The sequence below is a fragment of the Pseudomonas weihenstephanensis genome (genome assembly GCF_016812185.1).
GTDB classification, from domain to species: Bacteria; Pseudomonadota; Gammaproteobacteria; order Pseudomonadales; family Pseudomonadaceae; genus Aquipseudomonas; species Aquipseudomonas weihenstephanensis.
Window position 1 is genome coordinate 491,840 of the sequence record NZ_JAAEBV010000003.1, and the last position, 16,460, is coordinate 508,299.

Annotated in this window: 19 protein-coding genes and 4 tRNA genes; 8 read left to right on the forward strand and 15 right to left on the reverse strand. The window is 57.6% G+C overall.

Going from position 1 to position 16,460, the window contains the following annotated elements; all coding sequences use genetic code 11:
- The first annotated feature begins 116 nt into the window (after positions 1 to 116).
- Entirely contained in the window at positions 117 to 1,343 is a 1,227-nt protein-coding gene (gene sstT, locus GYN01_RS13125) for a serine/threonine transporter SstT (RefSeq protein WP_048366078.1), read from the forward strand.
- 79 nt (positions 1,344 to 1,422) lie between these two features.
- Here the strand turns inward: sstT and GYN01_RS13130 are convergent, their stop codons facing one another.
- Complete coding sequence (locus GYN01_RS13130) at positions 1,423 to 1,932, reverse strand: DUF1993 domain-containing protein (protein ID WP_048366079.1); 510 nt, start codon at positions 1,930 to 1,932, stop codon at positions 1,423 to 1,425.
- A gap of 132 nt (positions 1,933 to 2,064) precedes the next feature.
- Here GYN01_RS13130 and GYN01_RS13135 point away from each other — a divergent pair, with 132 nt between their 5' ends.
- Positions 2,065 to 2,709, forward strand: coding sequence for a YceH family protein (locus tag GYN01_RS13135; RefSeq protein ID WP_048366080.1), 645 nt, complete (start codon positions 2,065 to 2,067; stop codon positions 2,707 to 2,709).
- A 38-nt stretch (positions 2,710 to 2,747) separates the two neighbouring features.
- Here GYN01_RS13135 and GYN01_RS13140 read toward each other — a convergent pair whose 3' ends face one another.
- Complete coding sequence (locus GYN01_RS13140; RefSeq protein WP_203307260.1) at positions 2,748 to 3,566, reverse strand: shikimate 5-dehydrogenase; 819 nt, start codon at positions 3,564 to 3,566, stop codon at positions 2,748 to 2,750.
- 233 nt (positions 3,567 to 3,799) lie between these two features.
- Between GYN01_RS13140 and GYN01_RS13145 the strand changes: the two genes are divergently transcribed.
- The 3 genes from GYN01_RS13145 (at position 3,800) to GYN01_RS13155 (ending at position 4,810) form a co-directional block, all read left to right on the forward strand.
- Positions 3,800 to 4,150 (forward strand): hypothetical protein, encoded by a 351-nt coding sequence (locus GYN01_RS13145; RefSeq protein WP_203307261.1) that lies wholly within the window; start codon positions 3,800 to 3,802, stop codon positions 4,148 to 4,150.
- A gap of 160 nt (positions 4,151 to 4,310) precedes the next feature.
- Positions 4,311 to 4,505 carry a hypothetical protein gene (locus tag GYN01_RS13150; RefSeq protein ID WP_048366083.1) on the forward strand — a complete coding sequence of 65 codons (195 nt, stop codon included), beginning with the start codon at positions 4,311 to 4,313 and terminating at the stop codon, positions 4,503 to 4,505.
- 110 nt (positions 4,506 to 4,615) lie between these two features.
- Positions 4,616 to 4,810, forward strand: a complete 195-nt coding sequence (locus GYN01_RS13155) for a hypothetical protein (protein WP_082149389.1) — start codon at positions 4,616 to 4,618, stop codon at positions 4,808 to 4,810.
- Here the strand turns inward: GYN01_RS13155 and GYN01_RS13160 are convergent.
- Together GYN01_RS13160 and GYN01_RS13165 are read right to left on the reverse strand one after the other, a co-directional pair.
- Positions 4,758 to 5,069 carry an AzlD domain-containing protein gene (locus tag GYN01_RS13160; RefSeq protein ID WP_048366084.1) on the reverse strand — a complete coding sequence of 104 codons (312 nt, stop codon included), beginning with the start codon at positions 5,067 to 5,069 and terminating at the stop codon, positions 4,758 to 4,760. The genes GYN01_RS13155 and GYN01_RS13160 overlap by 53 nt on opposite strands.
- Positions 5,066 to 5,761 (reverse strand): AzlC family ABC transporter permease, encoded by a 696-nt coding sequence (locus GYN01_RS13165; RefSeq protein WP_203307262.1) that lies wholly within the window; start codon positions 5,759 to 5,761, stop codon positions 5,066 to 5,068. Before GYN01_RS13165 ends, GYN01_RS13160 begins: the two co-directional genes overlap by 4 nt.
- A gap of 205 nt (positions 5,762 to 5,966) precedes the next feature.
- On the opposite strand from GYN01_RS13165, the gene GYN01_RS13170 reads away from it, so the two are divergent.
- Positions 5,967 to 6,485 (forward strand): Dps family protein, encoded by a 519-nt coding sequence (locus GYN01_RS13170; protein WP_048366086.1) that lies wholly within the window; start codon positions 5,967 to 5,969, stop codon positions 6,483 to 6,485.
- Positions 6,486 to 6,631: 146 nt separating this feature from the next.
- Here GYN01_RS13170 and GYN01_RS13175 read toward each other — a convergent pair whose 3' ends face one another.
- On the reverse strand, positions 6,632 to 7,573 hold the full coding sequence (locus tag GYN01_RS13175; protein ID WP_048366087.1) for a class I SAM-dependent methyltransferase: 942 nt from the start codon (positions 7,571 to 7,573) through the stop codon (positions 6,632 to 6,634).
- A 318-nt stretch (positions 7,574 to 7,891) separates the two neighbouring features.
- Between GYN01_RS13175 and pbpG the strand changes: the two genes are divergently transcribed.
- The gene (gene pbpG, locus GYN01_RS13180) at positions 7,892 to 8,830 is read left to right on the forward strand and encodes a D-alanyl-D-alanine endopeptidase (RefSeq protein ID WP_203307263.1); all 939 of its coding nucleotides are present in this window, start codon (positions 7,892 to 7,894) and stop codon (positions 8,828 to 8,830) included.
- Between the two features lie 275 nt (positions 8,831 to 9,105).
- On the opposite strand, the gene GYN01_RS22490 is transcribed toward pbpG, so the two are convergent.
- From GYN01_RS22490 to gltX, 9 genes are all read right to left on the reverse strand, one after another.
- A complete protein-coding gene (locus GYN01_RS22490) occupies positions 9,106 to 9,234 on the reverse strand; it encodes a hypothetical protein (protein WP_256209835.1) in 129 nt (42 codons plus the stop codon).
- Between the two features lie 188 nt (positions 9,235 to 9,422).
- Positions 9,423 to 9,872 (reverse strand): Hsp20 family protein, encoded by a 450-nt coding sequence (locus GYN01_RS13185; RefSeq protein WP_048366089.1) that lies wholly within the window; start codon positions 9,870 to 9,872, stop codon positions 9,423 to 9,425.
- 122 nt (positions 9,873 to 9,994) lie between these two features.
- On the reverse strand, positions 9,995 to 10,954 hold the full coding sequence (locus GYN01_RS13190; protein WP_059763385.1) for a tRNA dihydrouridine synthase: 960 nt from the start codon (positions 10,952 to 10,954) through the stop codon (positions 9,995 to 9,997).
- Between the two features lie 74 nt (positions 10,955 to 11,028).
- The gene (locus tag GYN01_RS13195; RefSeq protein WP_203307264.1) at positions 11,029 to 11,463 is read right to left on the reverse strand and encodes an acyl-CoA thioesterase; all 435 of its coding nucleotides are present in this window, start codon (positions 11,461 to 11,463) and stop codon (positions 11,029 to 11,031) included.
- 140 nt (positions 11,464 to 11,603) lie between these two features.
- Positions 11,604 to 11,679, reverse strand: a tRNA-Glu gene (locus GYN01_RS13200).
- A gap of 76 nt (positions 11,680 to 11,755) precedes the next feature.
- Positions 11,756 to 11,831 (reverse strand) — tRNA-Ala (locus GYN01_RS13205).
- Between the two features lie 50 nt (positions 11,832 to 11,881).
- Positions 11,882 to 11,957 (reverse strand) — tRNA-Glu (locus GYN01_RS13210).
- Between the two features lie 75 nt (positions 11,958 to 12,032).
- Positions 12,033 to 12,108: transfer RNA gene (locus GYN01_RS13215), tRNA-Ala, on the reverse strand.
- Positions 12,109 to 12,327: 219 nt separating this feature from the next.
- Entirely contained in the window at positions 12,328 to 13,809 is a 1,482-nt protein-coding gene (gene gltX, locus GYN01_RS13220) for a glutamate--tRNA ligase (RefSeq protein WP_048366092.1), read from the reverse strand.
- 240 nt (positions 13,810 to 14,049) lie between these two features.
- Here gltX and GYN01_RS13225 point away from each other — a divergent pair, with 240 nt between their 5' ends.
- Positions 14,050 to 15,375, forward strand: a complete 1,326-nt coding sequence (locus tag GYN01_RS13225) for an Nramp family divalent metal transporter (RefSeq protein WP_203307265.1) — start codon at positions 14,050 to 14,052, stop codon at positions 15,373 to 15,375.
- Between the two features lie 69 nt (positions 15,376 to 15,444).
- On the opposite strand, the gene GYN01_RS13230 is transcribed toward GYN01_RS13225, so the two are convergent.
- Positions 15,445 to 16,404: an alpha/beta hydrolase fold domain-containing protein gene (locus GYN01_RS13230; protein ID WP_203307266.1), complete on the reverse strand. Its 960-nt coding sequence runs from the start codon at positions 16,402 to 16,404 to the stop codon at positions 15,445 to 15,447.
- Positions 16,405 to 16,460 lie beyond the last annotated feature (56 nt).

The window sequence follows — 16,460 nt, forward strand, 5'->3', positions numbered from 1 at the left end:
CCGGCTATCATCAGCCGCGCAGGTCCCGTCCTGCGATTTTTGCTGAGCAGCCTGCCCGTTTGCTGTTCGGCGCAAGATCACTGAATGCAATGCCCACAACAACTAGAGAGTCCCCTATGACTGACGCTTCACCTTCCCTGTTGCACCGGCTCAAACGCACCAGCCTGGTGACCCAGATTGTGATCGGGTTGATTGCCGGGATTCTGCTGGCCTGGCTCGCGCCATCAGCTGCACTGTCCGTGGCTTTTATTGGCAAGCTGTTTGTCAGTGCATTGAAAGCCGTCGCACCGATTTTGGTGTTCGTACTGGTCATGGCCTCGATTGCCAACCATAAGCACGGGCAGGAAACCCACATCCGGCCCATCCTGGTCCTCTACCTGTTCGGCACCTTTGCCGCCGCCGTTGTGGCTGTTGTTGCAAGCATGCTCTTTCCTTCCAACCTGGTGCTTTCCACGCAAGACATTGCCGTGTCGGCCCCCGGTGGTATCGGTGAAGTGTTGCAAAGCCTGCTGCTGAGCGTGGTCGACAACCCGGTGAACGCTCTGATGAACGCCAACTTCATTGGCATTCTGGCGTGGGCTATTGGTATGGGCATTGCGATTCGCCATGCCGGAGAGACCACGCGCACCGTGCTCAATGACTTGTCGAACGGCGTGACCTTGATCGTGCGCGTCGTAATCCGCTTTGCCCCCCTGGGTATTTTCGGGCTGGTGGCTTCGACCCTCGCCTCTTCGGGTTTCAACGCACTGCTGGGCTACTTGCACCTGCTCGCCGTACTGATCGGCTGCATGCTGTTTGTGGCGTTAGTGGTCAACCCGCTGATCGTATTCTGGAAGCTGCGTCGCAACCCGTTCCCGCTGGTCTTTATGTGCTTGCGTGAAAGTGGCATCACCGCGTTTTTCACCCGCAGCTCGGCCGCCAACATCCCGGTGAACATGGCACTGAGTGAACGTTTAGGGCTGCATGAAGACACCTACTCTGTGTCGATCCCGCTGGGCGCCACCATCAACATGGCAGGTGCGGCGATTACCATTACCGTGCTGAGCCTGGCAGCGGTGCACACGCTAGGTATTGAAGTCGATGTGCCGACAGCCATCTTGCTCAGTGTCGTGGCGGCTGTTTGCGCCTGTGGCGCATCGGGCGTGGCGGGTGGCTCGTTACTGCTGATCCCGCTGGCGTGCAGCCTGTTTGGCATCCCGAGCGAGATTGCGATGCAAGTCGTGGCGGTGGGTTTCATCATCGGCATTCTGCAGGATTCGGCAGAAACCGCGCTCAACTCCTCCACCGACGTGTTGTTTACAGCGGCAGCCTGCATGGCTGAAGACAAAGCCGTACAACGCTAAACCTCCCGATATTCAAGCGCAGCCCAGGGCTGCGCTTGAATGCTGACCGTGCGCTACTCAGCGCAACGCCATCTCACACTCAGAACGCACCCATGTAATCGCGCTTGCCGACTTCAACGCCATTGTGGCGAAGGATCGCGTAGGTGGTGGTCACGTGGAAGAAAAACTGGGGCAGACCATAGGTCAACAAGTAAGCCTGACCCGTGAAGCGCTTTTCTTTGGGCGTGCCCTGACGGGTGATGATTTCAATCCCTTCCTTGCCATCAACCTGCTCGGGCTTGATGGTGTCTACAAAGGCCAGCACTTTGCTGATCAATGCTTGCAGCTCTGCAAAGGTTGTTTCGGTGTCGTCGTATTTTGGCAGTTCGATTTGCGCCAGACGTGCCGAAACACCCTTGGCGAAATCGACCGCAATTTGCACCTGACGCACCAGCGCGAACATGTCCGGGGCCAGACGTGCTTGCAGCAACACACTCGGGTCGATGTTCTTGGCCGTCGCGTGCGCCTCAGCTTTGCTCAGCACACCGCTCATGGCGTTAAGCATTTGTTTGAACACGGGAATGGATGCGTCATACAGAGAGATAGTCATGTAAGTCTCGACAGTCTGTGGGCGGGAATTAATGTGCGGCGAATTATAGCCCTGTAGCAGCGCGCAAGCGGCTTGTCTTTTAGCCAGCATTGGTTCTAGGCTAGCCGCCTTCCAACGCACAAGGAAAGCGTGATGAGCACAGAACACGATACCGACGTCGAACCCCGGCTCAATAGCACGGAAATTCGCATCCTCGGCTCCTTGATCGAGAAACAGGCCACCCACCCCGAGACCTACCCGCTGACCCTCAACGCACTGGTGCTGGCTTGCAATCAAAAAACCAGCCGCGAACCGGTGATGAATCTAAGTCAGGGCCAGGTCGGACAAAGCTTGCGCGCGCTTGAAGGACGAGGCTTCACTCGTTTGGTGATGGGCAGCCGTGCAGACCGCTGGGAGCACCGGATCGATAAGGTACTGGAGCTTGTGCCCGCCCAGATGGTGTTGATCGGGCTGCTCTTTCTGCGCGGTCCGCAAACCCTGAATGAGCTGCTGACCCGCAGCGCACGCTTGCACGACTTTGAAGACACCGAGCAAGTACAGCACCCGTTGGAACGATTGATTGCGCGCGACCTGGCCCTGCTACTGCCTCGCCAGAATGGTCAGCGTGAAGACCGCTACATGCACGCGCTAGGCGATCCGGCTGACATCGAAACGATCATGGCCGCTCGCCAGCAACCTGCCGAGCGCGGGGCCAGCGCTGGCATCTCGCTGGAGCGTTTCGAAGCACTGGAGGCTCGGATCACCGCGCTCGAAGCTCGCCTGGCCGAACTTGAGTAAACAGTTGGCCGGATGCGCTGGTTCACCCGGCCACCACCTCAACGGCGTGCGAACTCGACAGCCGCCTGAAATTGCTCAGGGGTCGGGCGCACGCCGGTGTACAGCACAAATTGCTCTACGGCCTGAATCGCAATGACCTCAAGCCCGGTAATTACCTGCTTGCCTTGCGCGCGCCCACGAACGATCAAAGGGGTTTCAGAGGGAATCGCCACCACATCGAAGATGATTGACGCCTGATCAATCGCCCCGGCCTCGAACGCCAATTGATCGGCCTCTGCCCCGCCACTCATACCCACTGGCGTGACATTGATCAGCATTTGCGGGCGCTGTGCACCCAGCTCAGGTTGCCATTGATAACCACAGTTGGCGGCCAATGCCCTGCCACTCGCTTCATTTCGCGCCACGATCAAACCATTGCGATAGCCCCCGTCCCGCAGCGCCGAGGCAACCGCCTTGGCCATGCCGCCACTGCCACGCAAGGAAAACGTGGTGTCTTTATCCACTTGATGGGTTTCAAGCAACTGCGCAATGGCGATGTAGTCGGTGTTGTACGCTTTGAGGTGACCGTCGGTATTGACGATGGTGTTGATCGAATCAATGGCCTTGGCCGACGCATCCAGCTCGTCGACCAAAGCAATGCACGCTTCCTTGAAGGGCATGGACACACCGCAACCGCGAATACCTAGCGCCCGAATACCGGTGATTGCGCCTGCCAGATCCTGGCTGCTAAACGCCTTGTAGTAGTAGTTCAGGTCCAGTTGGCCATACAGATGATTATGAAAACGCAACCCGAAATTCCCCGGCCGGCCCGACAGCGATATGCACAGCCGGGTGTCTTTGTTCGGATTCATTTGCATGCTCATCTCCAGGCAGAACGCTTTCAGATAAACGGCCAGAGCCGTTTCGAGTGTTTTGGTTAATCATGGACGGGCAGATCACGCTGAAACGTGTCAGCTGGCGCAGACCTTACACAACATTTACCGACATGCGCCGCATGTTTTTCAAGAAATGCAGTCTGAGTGTTATCCCCGCACTCATTTTGTGGCCTGGTACAGGCCACATTGCCGGGGCTGGAATTCGAGGATTCGTCATGTTGCGCAGTATCCCAAAAGTCGCTTTGCTGATCGGCGCATTGGCTGTCGCCGGCCAAGCCTCTGCCCACGGTCGCTGGGGCCCTGGCCCGGCCCTGTTTGGTGCAGTGGTGGGCGGTGCGATCATCGGCTCGGTCATTTCGAGCCACGATCAACGCCCGGTCTACGTGCAACAACCGGTCTATGCTCAGCCCCCGCCGGTGTATGTACAGGCGCCACCGGTGTATTACCAGCCACAACCGGTGTATGTGCCGCCCCCCCAACCCGTTTATTACCAGGGTTACTATGGCCGGCCACAACCGGTGTATTACGGCCCACCACGCGGTCACTACGGCCCGCCGCGCTGGTAACGGCAGATGGTCTGGATAGATGATGTGAATGTCGCAGGTGAGACACAAAATGTAACTTACCTGCGGCATGATTAATGCTGTGCGTACCCGCTGGCTTGCCACTCATGGCTGACACCACCTGCTTACACATCTCAATACCTATAAAAACAAGGAAGGCTCCATGCCAACACAGAACCCTCACCACACCGCTGGCTTGTGCACCTCCAGCAAGGTTTACAACGCACTCACCGAACTCAAACAACTCGAAGGGCATCGCTCTGCCAAGCTGGTCTCACTGCTGGCGCAGCATTTGGTCAACAAAGGGTTGATCAGCGATCACGAAGTCATGCACATGCTGGACCTGGTGGTGGATTAACCTGCCACACGCACTACCCTCATCACTGTCGATGGCGACTATCAAGCGCAATGATTTTTTGTGCCGCGGCGCACGCCGTAAGGTGCTCTCATTGATAGATGGAGGTGTGTATGTCCAAGATTCATGTCATGTCCGTGGTGGGCAGTGCAGTACCCGCCCCGCTTCGCGCCGATGGGCTGTTAGCGTGCTGGTACGTGGTGATCGACGGCGTGCCTGTCAGCGGCCCGTTTACTTCTCGCGCCGCCGCCCAAGTCAAAGCCACCTGCGAAACAGATAAAACAGCGCCACACTGCACACGACACTGAGCAACACGTTGCGGCGCCAGAGCATCAGGCCAATGGCACACAACCCGGCCAGCAGGTATGGGTTGCCGGGGCTTAGATCCAGCGTCTGTTCCTTGACGAAAATAATCGGCCCGCAAATTGCGGTCAGCATGCCCGGTACCGCAAAGCCCAAAAATTCCTTGACCCCGCGATTCAAACGGATCGGCAAGCGCGGCTCAAGAAACAGATAACGGTTGAAAAAAAGAATCAACGCCATCCCGACAATAATCACCCACATCATTCGAAAAACACCCCCGCCCGTTTGCTCAAATACCCTGCGGCCATCCCGGCCAGCCCCGCCAGCACAATGGCCGACTCCCACTGCCAGTAACTGAACAGCACCACACTGAGCAGTGAAACCGCCACACAAATGACAGTCGGCATATTGCGCACCACGGGCGTGATCAACGCGATAAAAGTCGCGGCAATCGAAAACTCCAGCCCAAGCTGATCCAGCCCCGGAATACTCTTGCCCAGCACCACGCCGAGCAGCGTGAACAGGTTCCAGCCGATGTACATGCACAAGCCCACGCCCAGTGCGTACCAGCGGTTAAACGACTGGCGGTCATGGCTGCTCACCAACGCAAAAAACTCATCCGTCAGTAAAAAACCCAGACCAAACCGCCACTTGGCAGGCAAAGGCGAAACCACAGGGCGCAGGTGCATGGCATACAGCAGATGCTGTGAAGTCAGGAGCAAGGTCGTCAACAGGATAGACAGCGCACTGGCGCCACCTTTGATCATGCCAATTGCCACCAACTGAGCCGCACCGGCAAACACCAGTACCGACAAACCCTGGCTTTGAGCGGGGGTCAATTGCGCATCAATGGCCGTCGACCCGGCCAGAAGCCCCCAGGGCGCACACGCCAGCGTCAAGGGAAGACAAGCAATCACGCCACGCATGAACGCGACGCGGGGGATCGAATCAGGCATTTAAAACTTCCGGGCAGTGGGCAGCGTCAAAGCGTCGCAACAAACGCGGGCAAAGTCTTGAACAATCTTGCTCAGCGGGCCTTCAAACCCTTGAGATACCTCACTGGCGCGGCTTGGCTCGTTTGACGAAAGACCAATCCTGGTCTTAAGTCAGCCCGAATCAATAGCTGTTAACTCCCATCCACAGCTTCCACGAGGAACCATCATGAAAGACCTGAAATCCGCCAAGGAAAACAGAAAGGCCGATCTGCGGACACCTTCGGCGCTGAGCGATGAAGCCTGCATCAACATTGCAGCCGAAGTGAATGCGCTGCTGGCTGATACGTTCGCCATTTACATGAAGACCAAAAACTTTCACTGGCACATGTCCGGCCCGCACTTTCGCGACTTCCATCTGCTGCTGGACGAGCAATCCGATCAAATTTTCGCCACCACAGACGCCATCGCCGAACGCGTGCGCAAGCTGGGGCGCACCACCATTCGCTCTATAGGTCACATCAAAAAGCTGCAACGCCTGCTAGATAATGATGCCGATTTCGTGACCCCGGAAGACATGCTGGCCGAACTGCGCGAAGACAACATTCAACTGGCGGCCTACATGCGCGAAACCCACGACATGTGTTCCGAGCTGGGCGACGTGGCCACCACCAGCCTGCTGGAAAACTGGATTGATGAAGCTGAGCGCCGCGTCTGGTTCCTGTTTGAATCGTCGCGTACCAAATAAACCAAAACGGCGGATTGATCGTGATCAATCCGCCGTTTTAGATGAATTTTGTTTCACCCAGCCAGTGAATGTCAGGCGGTATATTGCCCCTGCTCATTCAATGAACCCTTCGCCCGCACCCTCCCCCGCGGGCTTTTTTTTGCCCCTCAAATACCTTGTTTGAACACCAGCGCTTTCAAACCGCATTCGGCGTCTGCGTCCGGGAACTCCGGGGGATTGTCAAGGCGCTGCTCAAAACGCAAACCCGGCGCATGCTCGGTCACGCCATCGATCAAAAAGTCTGATCCCAGCGAAGGATCATTCATGCACGCCAGAACCAGACCGTTTTCACTCAACAGTTCCGGCAGGCGTCGCACTACCCGCTGGTAATCCTTGGTCAACAGAAAGCTGCCTTTCTGAAAGGACGGCGGGTCGATGATGACAAGATCATAGGGACCGGTACTTTTTACCTTGCCCCATGACTTGAACAGCTCGTGCCCCAGAAACGTCACCTTGCTCATGTCATGGCCATTGAGACGATGATTGTCGCGGCCACGGCTCAAGGCCGCGCGGGACATGTCGAGGTTAACCACATGCTGTGCCCCACCGGCAATCGCAGCCACCGAGAACCCGCAGGTGTAGGCAAACAGATTCAACACCCGCTTGCCTTCGGCCTGCGCTTTGACCCAATCACGGCCATACCGCATGTCGAGAAACAGCCCATTGTTCTGTTTGCGCCCCAGGTCCACCCGATAGCGCAACCCGCCTTCGGTCAGCGTGCATTCATCAATGGGCTCACCCACCAGCCATTCACTGTCGCTTTGCAACGTGTAGCGATGCTGCACGACCAATGTGTGCGCACCACACGCTTGCCACACCGGGGTATGCGCAAGGTCCAGCAGCAGCGCCTTCAGCGCAACCAGTGACGGTGCTTCAGGCTCCTTGAACAGCGAAACCAGCACCACGCCTTGCAGCCAGTCCACCGTGAGCTGCTCCAATCCCGGCCAGCAACGACCGCGCCCGTGAAACAGACGTCGGGTTTCGTCGGGCACGTTTTCAAGCGCAGACAGAAGATGCAGATGGAGGGTGGACAGCGCTTGAGGGGTCATCGTGTGAGCCGGTCATTTCAAAGGGCGAGCATTTTACACAATTGCCACGCGATGCGATGGCTTGGCGCAGACGATGAAGTGTCTGTTCAGCGTGCGCTCAGCGTTGTACTGCTACCCTCTTGGCGGGCAGGCGATCTTGCTGACTGCCAGTGCACATCAGGCAAACCCGAAACGTATGATTTACGCGAAAAAGGTGCTCTAAAGGCCCGTTTACTCACGCATTTGCGCGATTATTGATACATACTCTCTAAGTGTAACGTGATGTGTATAACAGCACTGACAGCCAGGCACTTCCTAACCTTTATTGAGTCAATCTGCGTGAAAATTCATCTTTCGATTCTTGGCCTATTTTTAGTTCTTACAGGCACCGCTGCTTGCTCAGTCGCCGCAGCGAATGAGAGCACCTCAGCACCGCGCGACACATCACAACTGCACATCGCTTCAGGCAGCGCGATGTTGGTTGATCTGCAAACCAACAAGATCATCTACGCCAGCAACCCCGACGTGGTGGTGCCGATTGCTTCGGTCTCCAAGCTGATGACCGCTATGGTGGTGCTCGATGCCAAACTGCCAATGAATGAGTACATCGCGGTCAACATCAACGACACGCCGGAAATGAAAGGCGTGTTTTCACGGGTCAAGCTTGGCAGTGAGCTGACCCGCCACGACATGATGCTGATTACATTGATGTCCTCTGAAAACCGTGCCGCTGCCACCCTCGCCCACCATTACCCTGGCGGCTACGTGGCGTTTATTGCCGCCATGAACGCCAAGGCCAAAAGCCTGGGCATGATGCACACCCATTACGTCGAGCCGACCGGCCTGTCGATTCACAACGTGTCCACCGCCCGCGACCTCAGCAAACTGCTGGCCGCCGCGCGTAAATACCCGATGCTGAGCCAGTTGAGCACCACCAAAGAAAAAACCGTGGCGTTCAGAAAACCGAATTACACCCTGGGTTTTCACAACACCGATCACTTGGTGAACAAGGACAAGTGGAACATCAAAATCACCAAGACCGGGTTCACCAATCAGGCTGGGCACTGCCTGGTGCTGGTGACTGAAATGGGCAACCGGCCGGTATCGCTGGTGATTCTGGATGCGTTCGGCAAATACACGCATTTTGCCGACGCCAGCCGTATCCGCAACTGGATAGAAACCGGCAAAAGCGGCAGCGTGCCGGATGTAGCCCTGCGCTACAAAGCGGACAAAAACCTTAAAGCACGTCCAACCGCCCAGCCTCACACCCCAAAGTAAAACCCGTTACCCAGGCCCGCAATGCCGGGCCTGGATCAACGTCGCTTAATTGCTTGCTGACGGGTATGCAAGGCGCATTCGTTGTCGAGCAACAGGCTTGCGAGCGCGCCGAACTGTTCAGGGTCATATTCAACCTGCCCGGTGCTGAGACGCTTCTCACAGCCCCATAGAGGGTGCGCATTTGACGCTTGTGCGCTCTCGTGCAAGCGCGCCAGGTAAAAGTGCAGGCACTTGCCTCGGGGAGAGGTCGAAGACAAATGCCTGCGTGCTGCTCATCAGCTTTTTGCGTCCGGCTTTTTGGGTTTTTTGATGGTTTCGAGGGTGCTCTCCCGCGGTCGACGCTTGGCTTCTTCCAAAGGAATGAATAGCCCGGTGACTGCATCTCGCGCGCGTTTGTTCTTCATCTACTTCACCTGCGGGTGGTGCCAAACACCGTATGTGTTCGGCCAGTGCTCTACAGGCTAGTTGAAGAAAAAACGCTTTATCGCCCACAGAAACAAACGCTTGCAGATCTGTGCGCGCGGCTCACACCCCCCTGAAACAAAGAACCCCGCCTGATGAGACGGGGTTCATGGCTAGCACCTGCTGTGGATCAGTGTTGCAGCGCTGGCTGCTCCCCATTGATAGGGATGCGTTTGGCTTTCGCCTCTTCAGGCACGACCCGTTGCAGATCAATACTTAGCAGGCCATTGCTCAAGTTGGCGCCTTTGATCTCGATATGGTCGTCGAGACGGAAGGACAATTTGAATGCCCGTTGCGCAATACCCTGGTGCAAATAGGTCAAGCCTTCATCATTGCTGGCTTCACGTTTGCTACCACTGACGCTCAGCACACCTTTTTCAACTTGCAGGTCCAGGTCATCTTGCTGGAAGCCTGCCGCCGCGACGACGATGCGATAGCTGTCTTCGCCACGTTTTTCTACGTTGTAAGGTGGGTAGCCCCCACTGGTGTCATTACGCAGCGCTGTTTCGAACAAATCACTAAAACGGTCAAAGCCGACAGAATTACGGAACAGTGGCGCCAGAGAAAATGCAGTGCTCATAATTTATGCCTCCTGATTTCAGCGAGTTTTTTATTCGCGACCCGGTTTCGGCATCGCGTACCCACTAAATAAGGACCGGAAAAATCATTTCAAGGGGCTTTTTCAAATTTTTTTTGGGCCGATCAAATCGCGCCCTCAGGCGGGTTATTCACCAGATACCGCACCTTTTCACAGTCGGTTTCGCGGCGCATGGCGTTGAACAGCACCATCGCCTCAGGGTAATTACGCGTCAACATGGCCAGCCATTGCTTGAGCCGGCCCGGCGCTGAACGCGGGGTCAACTGGGCCTGCGCCTGCGCCCAGAAATCGCGAATCATGGGCTGCAAATCGGCCCAGGTCATTTCAACGATCTCCTCGCCCGCACGGGCGGCGGCGATCTGGCGTGCCAGGTCGGGGCGCGAGACCAGGCCGCGCCCCAGCATGATGTCTTCAGCACCGCTGATTTCCCGGCAACGCCGCCAGTCATCAACCGACCAGATATCGCCATTGGCAAAGACCGGCACGTTGACGGCCTCTTGCACTTGCGCGATGTACTCCCAATGCGCAGGTGGTTTATAGCCGTCCATCTTGGTTCGGGCATGCACCACGATCTGACTCGCACCGCCCTCAGCCAGCGCGATGGCACATTCATTGGCGCTGTCGGGAGTATCGAAACCCAGACGCATTTTGGCCGTGACCGGGATATGCGCGGGCACGGTGCGCCGCACCTGCAACAAGATCGCGTGCAGCAACTCAGGCTCTTTGAGCAGTACGGCGCCGCCGCGCGACTTGTTCACCGTTTTGGCCGGGCAACCGAAATTCAGGTCGATGACCTCAGAACCCAGCTGGCAAGCCAGTGCCGCGTTATCCGCCAGGCACGCCGGGTCCGAACCCAGCAACTGCACACGCAGCGGCACCCCGGCACGGGTTTTGGCGCCGTGCTGGAGTTCAGGGGCAAACTTGTGGAAGTAGGCTTCTGGTAGCAGGCGCTCAGTAACCCGAATAAATTCGGTCACGCACCAATCAATACCGCCGGTGCGGGTCAGGACATCACGCAGGATGTTGTCGACCAACCCCTCCATCGGCGCCAAAGCAATTTGCATGGGTGACTCTCATAAAAAACGTGCCACAGTTTACGGTGTTCCGTGGGGAATCGGTATCAAGCCGTGAGCCTTTGTCATCCGGTAACGACCGCCGGGCCATAGCCTTCCAGGAACTCAGGCGGCAAGCGCTTGGCTTTGCCACTGGACAGCTCGATACACACAAAGGTGGTGCGCGCGCGCAGCAAGGTCTTGCCATCGCAGGGCCTTACCAGTTGGAAGCGGCGAGTCATGCGCAGGCGCTGGTCACAGTCAACAATCCAGGTGGCCAGCTGTAATTCGTCGCCTTCATAGGCGCTGGCCAGATAGTCGATTTCATGCCGGGCCACCGCCATGGCACGGTCCAGACGCCGGTATTCGGTCAGGTCCAGACCCAGGCGCTGTGAGTGCCGCCAAGCGCACCGCTCAAGCCACACGACATAGGCTGCGTTGTTGGCATGCCCAAACCCGTCAATGTCTTCAGCCTGCACCTGTAGGTCAATGATGAATGGCGTTGCCAAATCCCACGTCATGCCCAGCTCCACGCTCCAATAAAGGGCGCAGTGTAACGCAGGGTTAGAAGGAGGTGCAGCGACAGGCTTAAAACGCAGACAAACAAAAGGGCCATTCAATAATTGAATGACCCTTAAAAATCCCGCAGAGCGGGTAATCGTGGCGTCCCCTAGGGGACTCGAACCCCTGTTACCGCCGTGAAAGGGCGGTGTCCTAGGCCACTAGACGAAGGGGACACAAACCCTTCTAACAGTGATCAAGCTTAAGCTTGATCGATTCAACGCCAGTGTGGCCCGACGTTGAACTGTAAATTGGTGGAGCTAAACGGGATCGAACCGTTGACCTCCTGCATGCCATGCAGGCGCTCTCCCAGCTGAGCTATAGCCCCGATTTATCGCCTGGCGGCGGAGCAACACCGAAGTGCTGCTTCTGTAAAACTGGCGTCCCCTAGGGGACTCGAACCCCTGTTACCGCCGTGAAAGGGCGGTGTCCTAGGCCACTAGACGAAGGGGACACAAACCTTCTAACTGATCAGCGCTGAGTGCTGATCGATTCAATGCCGGTGTGGCCAGGCATTGAACTGTAAATTTGGTGGAGCTAAACGGGATCGAACCGTTGACCTCCTGCATGCCATGCAGGCGCTCTCCCAGCTGAGCTATAGCCCCAAACAGTCAGTGTTGCTTGTTGCTGTGTGGACGGGGCGCATATTAAGACTGGATCGGGAGGCTGTCAAACTTATTTTCAAAGTTTTTTAAAAAAAATGGTCGAGAGAACAACCACTTACCCTTCCCGGCCCGCAAATACAGGCCAAACCTTCAGTACAAGCGCGTAGCAACTACCGCCAAACACCGCCTTCAGCAGCTGCTACACGCCTTACATTCTGATCAACCGATTGCGTTGAACAGTTTTTCCCACTCTTTGTTTTCTTTCTTCGACACGCCGCCCAGCAAGTCCAGCGCCTGACGCAGACGGAAACGGGTCAGGTCCGGCCCCAGAATTTCCATTGCATCGAGCACCGACACCGAGCTGGCTTGGCCGGTGATCGAGGCAAACATCAGCGGCATCGCATCGCGCAGCTTCAACTCAAGGGACTCGACCACTGTTTGAATGCAGCCGGTGATCGCCTCTTTTTCCCACTGACGCAGGCTTTCAAGCTTCCACAGAATCAGTTGCATCAGCTGACGCACTTGATCGCCGGACAACTTCTTGTGCTCAAACAGCTTGGCATCCAGCTGCACGCCGCCCGAGAAGAAGAACTCGGCCAACGGTGCGATCTGGCTGAAAGTTTCAACCCGGCCCTGAACCAGCGGCGCGATTTTCATCATGTACTCAGGGTTCAACGCCCATTGCTGCACACGGCTGGCGAATTCTTCGAGTGGCAGGTCGCGCAGCCACTGGCCATTGAGCCAGGACAGTTTCTCGACGTCAAAGATCGGCCCGCCCAGCGATACACGGGACAGATCAAAGTTGTCGACCATTTCTTGCAGCGAGAACTTCTCGCGCTCATCCGGCATCGACCAACCCATGCGCCCCAAGTAGTTGAGCATCGCTTCAGGCATGAAGCCCATGCGCTCGTAGAACGTCACCGACGTCGGGTTTTTACGCTTGGACAGCTTGCTCTTGTCCGGGTTACGCAGCAGCGGCATGTAGCACAGCTGCGGCTGCTCCCAACCAAAGTATTCGTACAGCAGAATCAGTTTCGGCGCTGACGGCAGCCATTCTTCGCCACGCAGTACGTGGGTGATGCCCATCAAGTGGTCATCGACCACGTTGGCCAGGAAGTACGTCGGCAAGCCGTCGGTCTTCATCAGCACTTGCATGTCCATACGATCCCACGGGATCTCGACGTCGCCACGCAGCAGGTCCGGCACCACGCACACACCTTCGCTCGGTACTTTCATGCGGATCACGTGCGGTTCGCCAGCGGCCAGGCGCTGCGCCACTTCCTCTTTGGACAGCAACAGCGCGCGGCCGTCGTAGCGCGGGGTTTCACCCTTGGCCATTTGCTCGGCGCGCATCTGGTCGAGTTCTTCGCCAGTACAGAAGCACGGGAACGCATACCCCATGTCGACCAGTTGCTGGGTGTACTGCTTGTAAATGTCGCTGCGTTCGCTTTGACGATACGGACCGTGCGGGCCACCGACATCCGGGCCTTCGCTCCAGGTGATGCCCAACCAGCGCAAGGCATCGTAGATCTGCTGCTCAGACTCACGGGTCGAACGCAGTTGGTCAGTGTCTTCGATCCGCAGGATGAACTCGCCGCCATGCTGCTTGGCGAAGCAGTAGTTGAACAAAGCGATGTAAGCGGTGCCTACGTGAGGGTCGCCGGTAGGCGATGGCGCGATGCGCGTGCGAACGGTGGTCATGGGCGGTCTCGAAGTGGAGATGAAACAAAGGGGCGAATGGTAACAGGCCGACCCCGCTTGGCTCCAGCACAGGACTGACCGGTGGGCCAGATCCCCACCTAAACCCGTGCAAAAGCCGGAAATAGAGCCGGTGTATCAACCTGATCAGCGGCAAAAAGCCCGACACAGGTGTAACCTCGCTCCATTCTCATGCCGGTGCGCCTGGCCAAACCCTCCCCCCTGGATACCCGGAGCCAGCGTTTGAAATTCCGTCTGCCGAAAATCGCCACAGCGCCGTTCTGCCCGCCTGAAGTCAGTGGCAGCGTGCCGGTGGACGCACGCGCCCCCTTCTGGAAACGCGCCCTGCGTTTTGCTGGCCCCGGCTTGCTGATCAGCATCGGTTACATGGACCCCGGCAACTGGGCCACCGCCATCGAAGCCGGTTCGCGTTATGGCTATAGCCTGTTGTTCGTGGTGTTGCTGGCCAGCCTCGCGGGCATGGCCGTGCAATGCCTGTGTTCGCGCCTGGGCATCGCCACCGGGCGTGATCTGGCGCAACTGTGCCGGGCGCGCTACAGCAAGCGCTCGGCCCGCGTGCAGTGGCTGTTGGCTGAAGTCTCGATTATTGCCACCGATCTTGCCGAGGTACTGGGCTGCGCGCTGGCCTTCCACTTGCTGCTGGGTTGTTCGCTGACTTTCGGCATCGCCCTGACCGCCTTCGACACCGTGTTGATCCTCGCCTTGCAGGGCAAAGGCTTCCGCCGCCTCGAAGCCATCATGCTGGTGCTGGTGTTGACCATTGGCGCGTGTTTCTTCGTCGAACTGGTGCTGATCAAACCGTACTGGCCTGACGTATTTGAAGGGTTCAAACCGTCCTTGTCCGCCATCAGCGAAGCGGCGCCGCTGTACCTGGCCATCGGCATCCTCGGCGCGACAGTGATGCCCCACAACCTGTACCTGCACAGTTCAGTGGTGCAAACCCGGCGAATGGGCAACGACTACGCCAGCAAACTCGACGCCGTGCGCCTGGCGCGCATTGATACCATCGGCTCCTTGGCCTTGGCGTTGATGGTGAACGCCGCGATTCTGATCCTCGCCGCAGCGGCCTTTCACACCACGGGCCACACCGAGGTGGTAGAGATCCAGGACGCCTACCGCCTGCTCGACCCCTTGGTGGGCGGCGCGATGGCCAGCGTATTGTTTGGCGTGGCACTGCTGGCCTCCGGGCAAAGCTCGACATTCACCGGCACCATTGCGGGCCAGGTGATCATGGAAGGCTACCTGGAGCTGCGCATCCCGTGCTGGCAACGGCGCTTGATTACCCGTGGCCTGGCCTTGATTCCGGCGTTTGTCGGGGTGTGGTTGATGGGCGATAACGCCGTCGGCAAATTACTGATCCTCAGCCAGGTGGTGCTGAGTTTGCAGTTGCCATTTGCGCTGTACCCGCTAATCCGCATGACCAGCGACGAGACGTTGATGGGGCCTTTTGCCAACCGCTTGCCGACCCGGTTGCTGGCCTGGTTTCTGTTTGCCGTTATCAGCGCGGCCAACATTTGGCTGATTGTACAGATCACTTTTGGCGACTGATCCCTCGCCTTGCCGCAGGCTGCGCGCTTTTGATCTTGAGCGCGCGCAGCCTGCGGCAGCTGTTACGAATCAATTCAAGTTTGTGTCCAGCCACTGCGCCACGCGCTGATGAATCCCTGCCACCTCCTCCAGCAAGCCGCTCATGCGCATGAAATCGTGGGTCATGCCCGGCTCTTGCCACAGCGCCACCTCATTGCCCGCCCGCTGGAGTTTTTGGGCATAAGCCAGCCCTTCGTCATACAGCGGGTCGTAACCGGCCAGATAGACCAGTGTCGGCGCCAGGCCGCTAACATCTTGCGCCAGCAGCGGCGAAATCCGCCAATCCTGCACGTCATCTGCCGTGCGCGTGTAGTGCCGGTAAAACCAGTCCATCGTGGCGGCCTCAAGCAGATAACCTTGCGCGTAGCGCGTATGCGAATCACGCTTGCAACTGCCATCGGTGACGGGGTACAGCAGCACCTGCGCACGCGGCACAATGGCCACTTCTTGTGGGTCGCGAACCGCCAGAATCGACAACACAGTGCTCAAAGTGCCACCCGCGCTGTCACCGGTAAACGCCACACGCGTGGCGTCCAACCCGTGCCGCGCGCCCTCGCGCAGCAACCAGTTAACGGCGTCGCACGCGTCATGCACCGCCGTGGGGAATTTCCACTCGGGCGCCAACCGATAATCCACAGCCAGCACGGCGAAATGCCCGGCATCCGCCAAACGGCGGCACAAAGCATCATGGCTATCCAGGCTGCCGATCACATAACCCCCACCATGAAAATACACCACCACCGGCAGCGGTCCCTCTGGCAACTGCGGGCAGCGATACAGCCGTGCGGGCAGGCTGAAACCGTCTCGGGCACTGATGCGCAGGTCATAGCAGTCGATGTCCGCTAGCGGCACATCAAACACCCCCGAACTCATTTCGAACTCCACCCGCGCATCGGCCGGTGTCATGTCATGCATCGCTTTGCTTTTGCCGGTCATGCGGCTGTATTCGGCCAATTCCAAAAACGCTTCCAGCTCAGGTACTACCGACATGCGTGTTTCCTTATCCATAAACAGGCTTCTTGAGGTGCGCAGGCGGCGCGCTTTTA

Excerpts from the sequence above, each read along its gene's own strand:
- sstT (WP_048366078.1), top strand. The coding sequence starts at position 117 with ATGACTGACGCTTCACCTTCCCTGTTGCACCGGCTCAAACGCACCAGC.
- GYN01_RS13130 (WP_048366079.1), bottom strand. The coding sequence starts at position 1,932 with ATGACTATCTCTCTGTATGACGCATCCATTCCCGTGTTCAAACAAATG.
- GYN01_RS13135 (WP_048366080.1), top strand. The coding sequence starts at position 2,065 with ATGAGCACAGAACACGATACCGACGTCGAACCCCGGCTCAATAGCACG.
- GYN01_RS13140 (WP_203307260.1), bottom strand. The coding sequence starts at position 3,566 with ATGCAAATGAATCCGAACAAAGACACCCGGCTGTGCATATCGCTGTCG.
- GYN01_RS13145 (WP_203307261.1), top strand. The coding sequence starts at position 3,800 with ATGTTGCGCAGTATCCCAAAAGTCGCTTTGCTGATCGGCGCATTGGCT.
- GYN01_RS13150 (WP_048366083.1), top strand. The coding sequence starts at position 4,311 with ATGCCAACACAGAACCCTCACCACACCGCTGGCTTGTGCACCTCCAGC.
- GYN01_RS13155 (WP_082149389.1), top strand. The coding sequence starts at position 4,616 with ATGTCCAAGATTCATGTCATGTCCGTGGTGGGCAGTGCAGTACCCGCC.
- GYN01_RS13160 (WP_048366084.1), bottom strand. The coding sequence starts at position 5,069 with ATGATGTGGGTGATTATTGTCGGGATGGCGTTGATTCTTTTTTTCAAC.
- GYN01_RS13165 (WP_203307262.1), bottom strand. The coding sequence starts at position 5,761 with ATGCCTGATTCGATCCCCCGCGTCGCGTTCATGCGTGGCGTGATTGCT.
- GYN01_RS13170 (WP_048366086.1), top strand. The coding sequence starts at position 5,967 with ATGAAAGACCTGAAATCCGCCAAGGAAAACAGAAAGGCCGATCTGCGG.
- GYN01_RS13175 (WP_048366087.1), bottom strand. The coding sequence starts at position 7,573 with ATGACCCCTCAAGCGCTGTCCACCCTCCATCTGCATCTTCTGTCTGCG.
- GYN01_RS22490 (WP_256209835.1), bottom strand. The coding sequence starts at position 9,234 with ATGAAGAACAAACGCGCGCGAGATGCAGTCACCGGGCTATTCATTCCT.
- GYN01_RS13185 (WP_048366089.1), bottom strand. The coding sequence starts at position 9,872 with ATGAGCACTGCATTTTCTCTGGCGCCACTGTTCCGTAATTCTGTCGGC.
- GYN01_RS13190 (WP_059763385.1), bottom strand. The coding sequence starts at position 10,954 with ATGCAAATTGCTTTGGCGCCGATGGAGGGGTTGGTCGACAACATCCTG.
- GYN01_RS13195 (WP_203307264.1), bottom strand. The coding sequence starts at position 11,463 with ATGACGTGGGATTTGGCAACGCCATTCATCATTGACCTACAGGTGCAG.
- gltX (WP_048366092.1), bottom strand. The coding sequence starts at position 13,809 with ATGACCACCGTTCGCACGCGCATCGCGCCATCGCCTACCGGCGACCCT.
- GYN01_RS13230 (WP_203307266.1), bottom strand. The coding sequence starts at position 16,404 with ATGTCGGTAGTACCTGAGCTGGAAGCGTTTTTGGAATTGGCCGAATAC.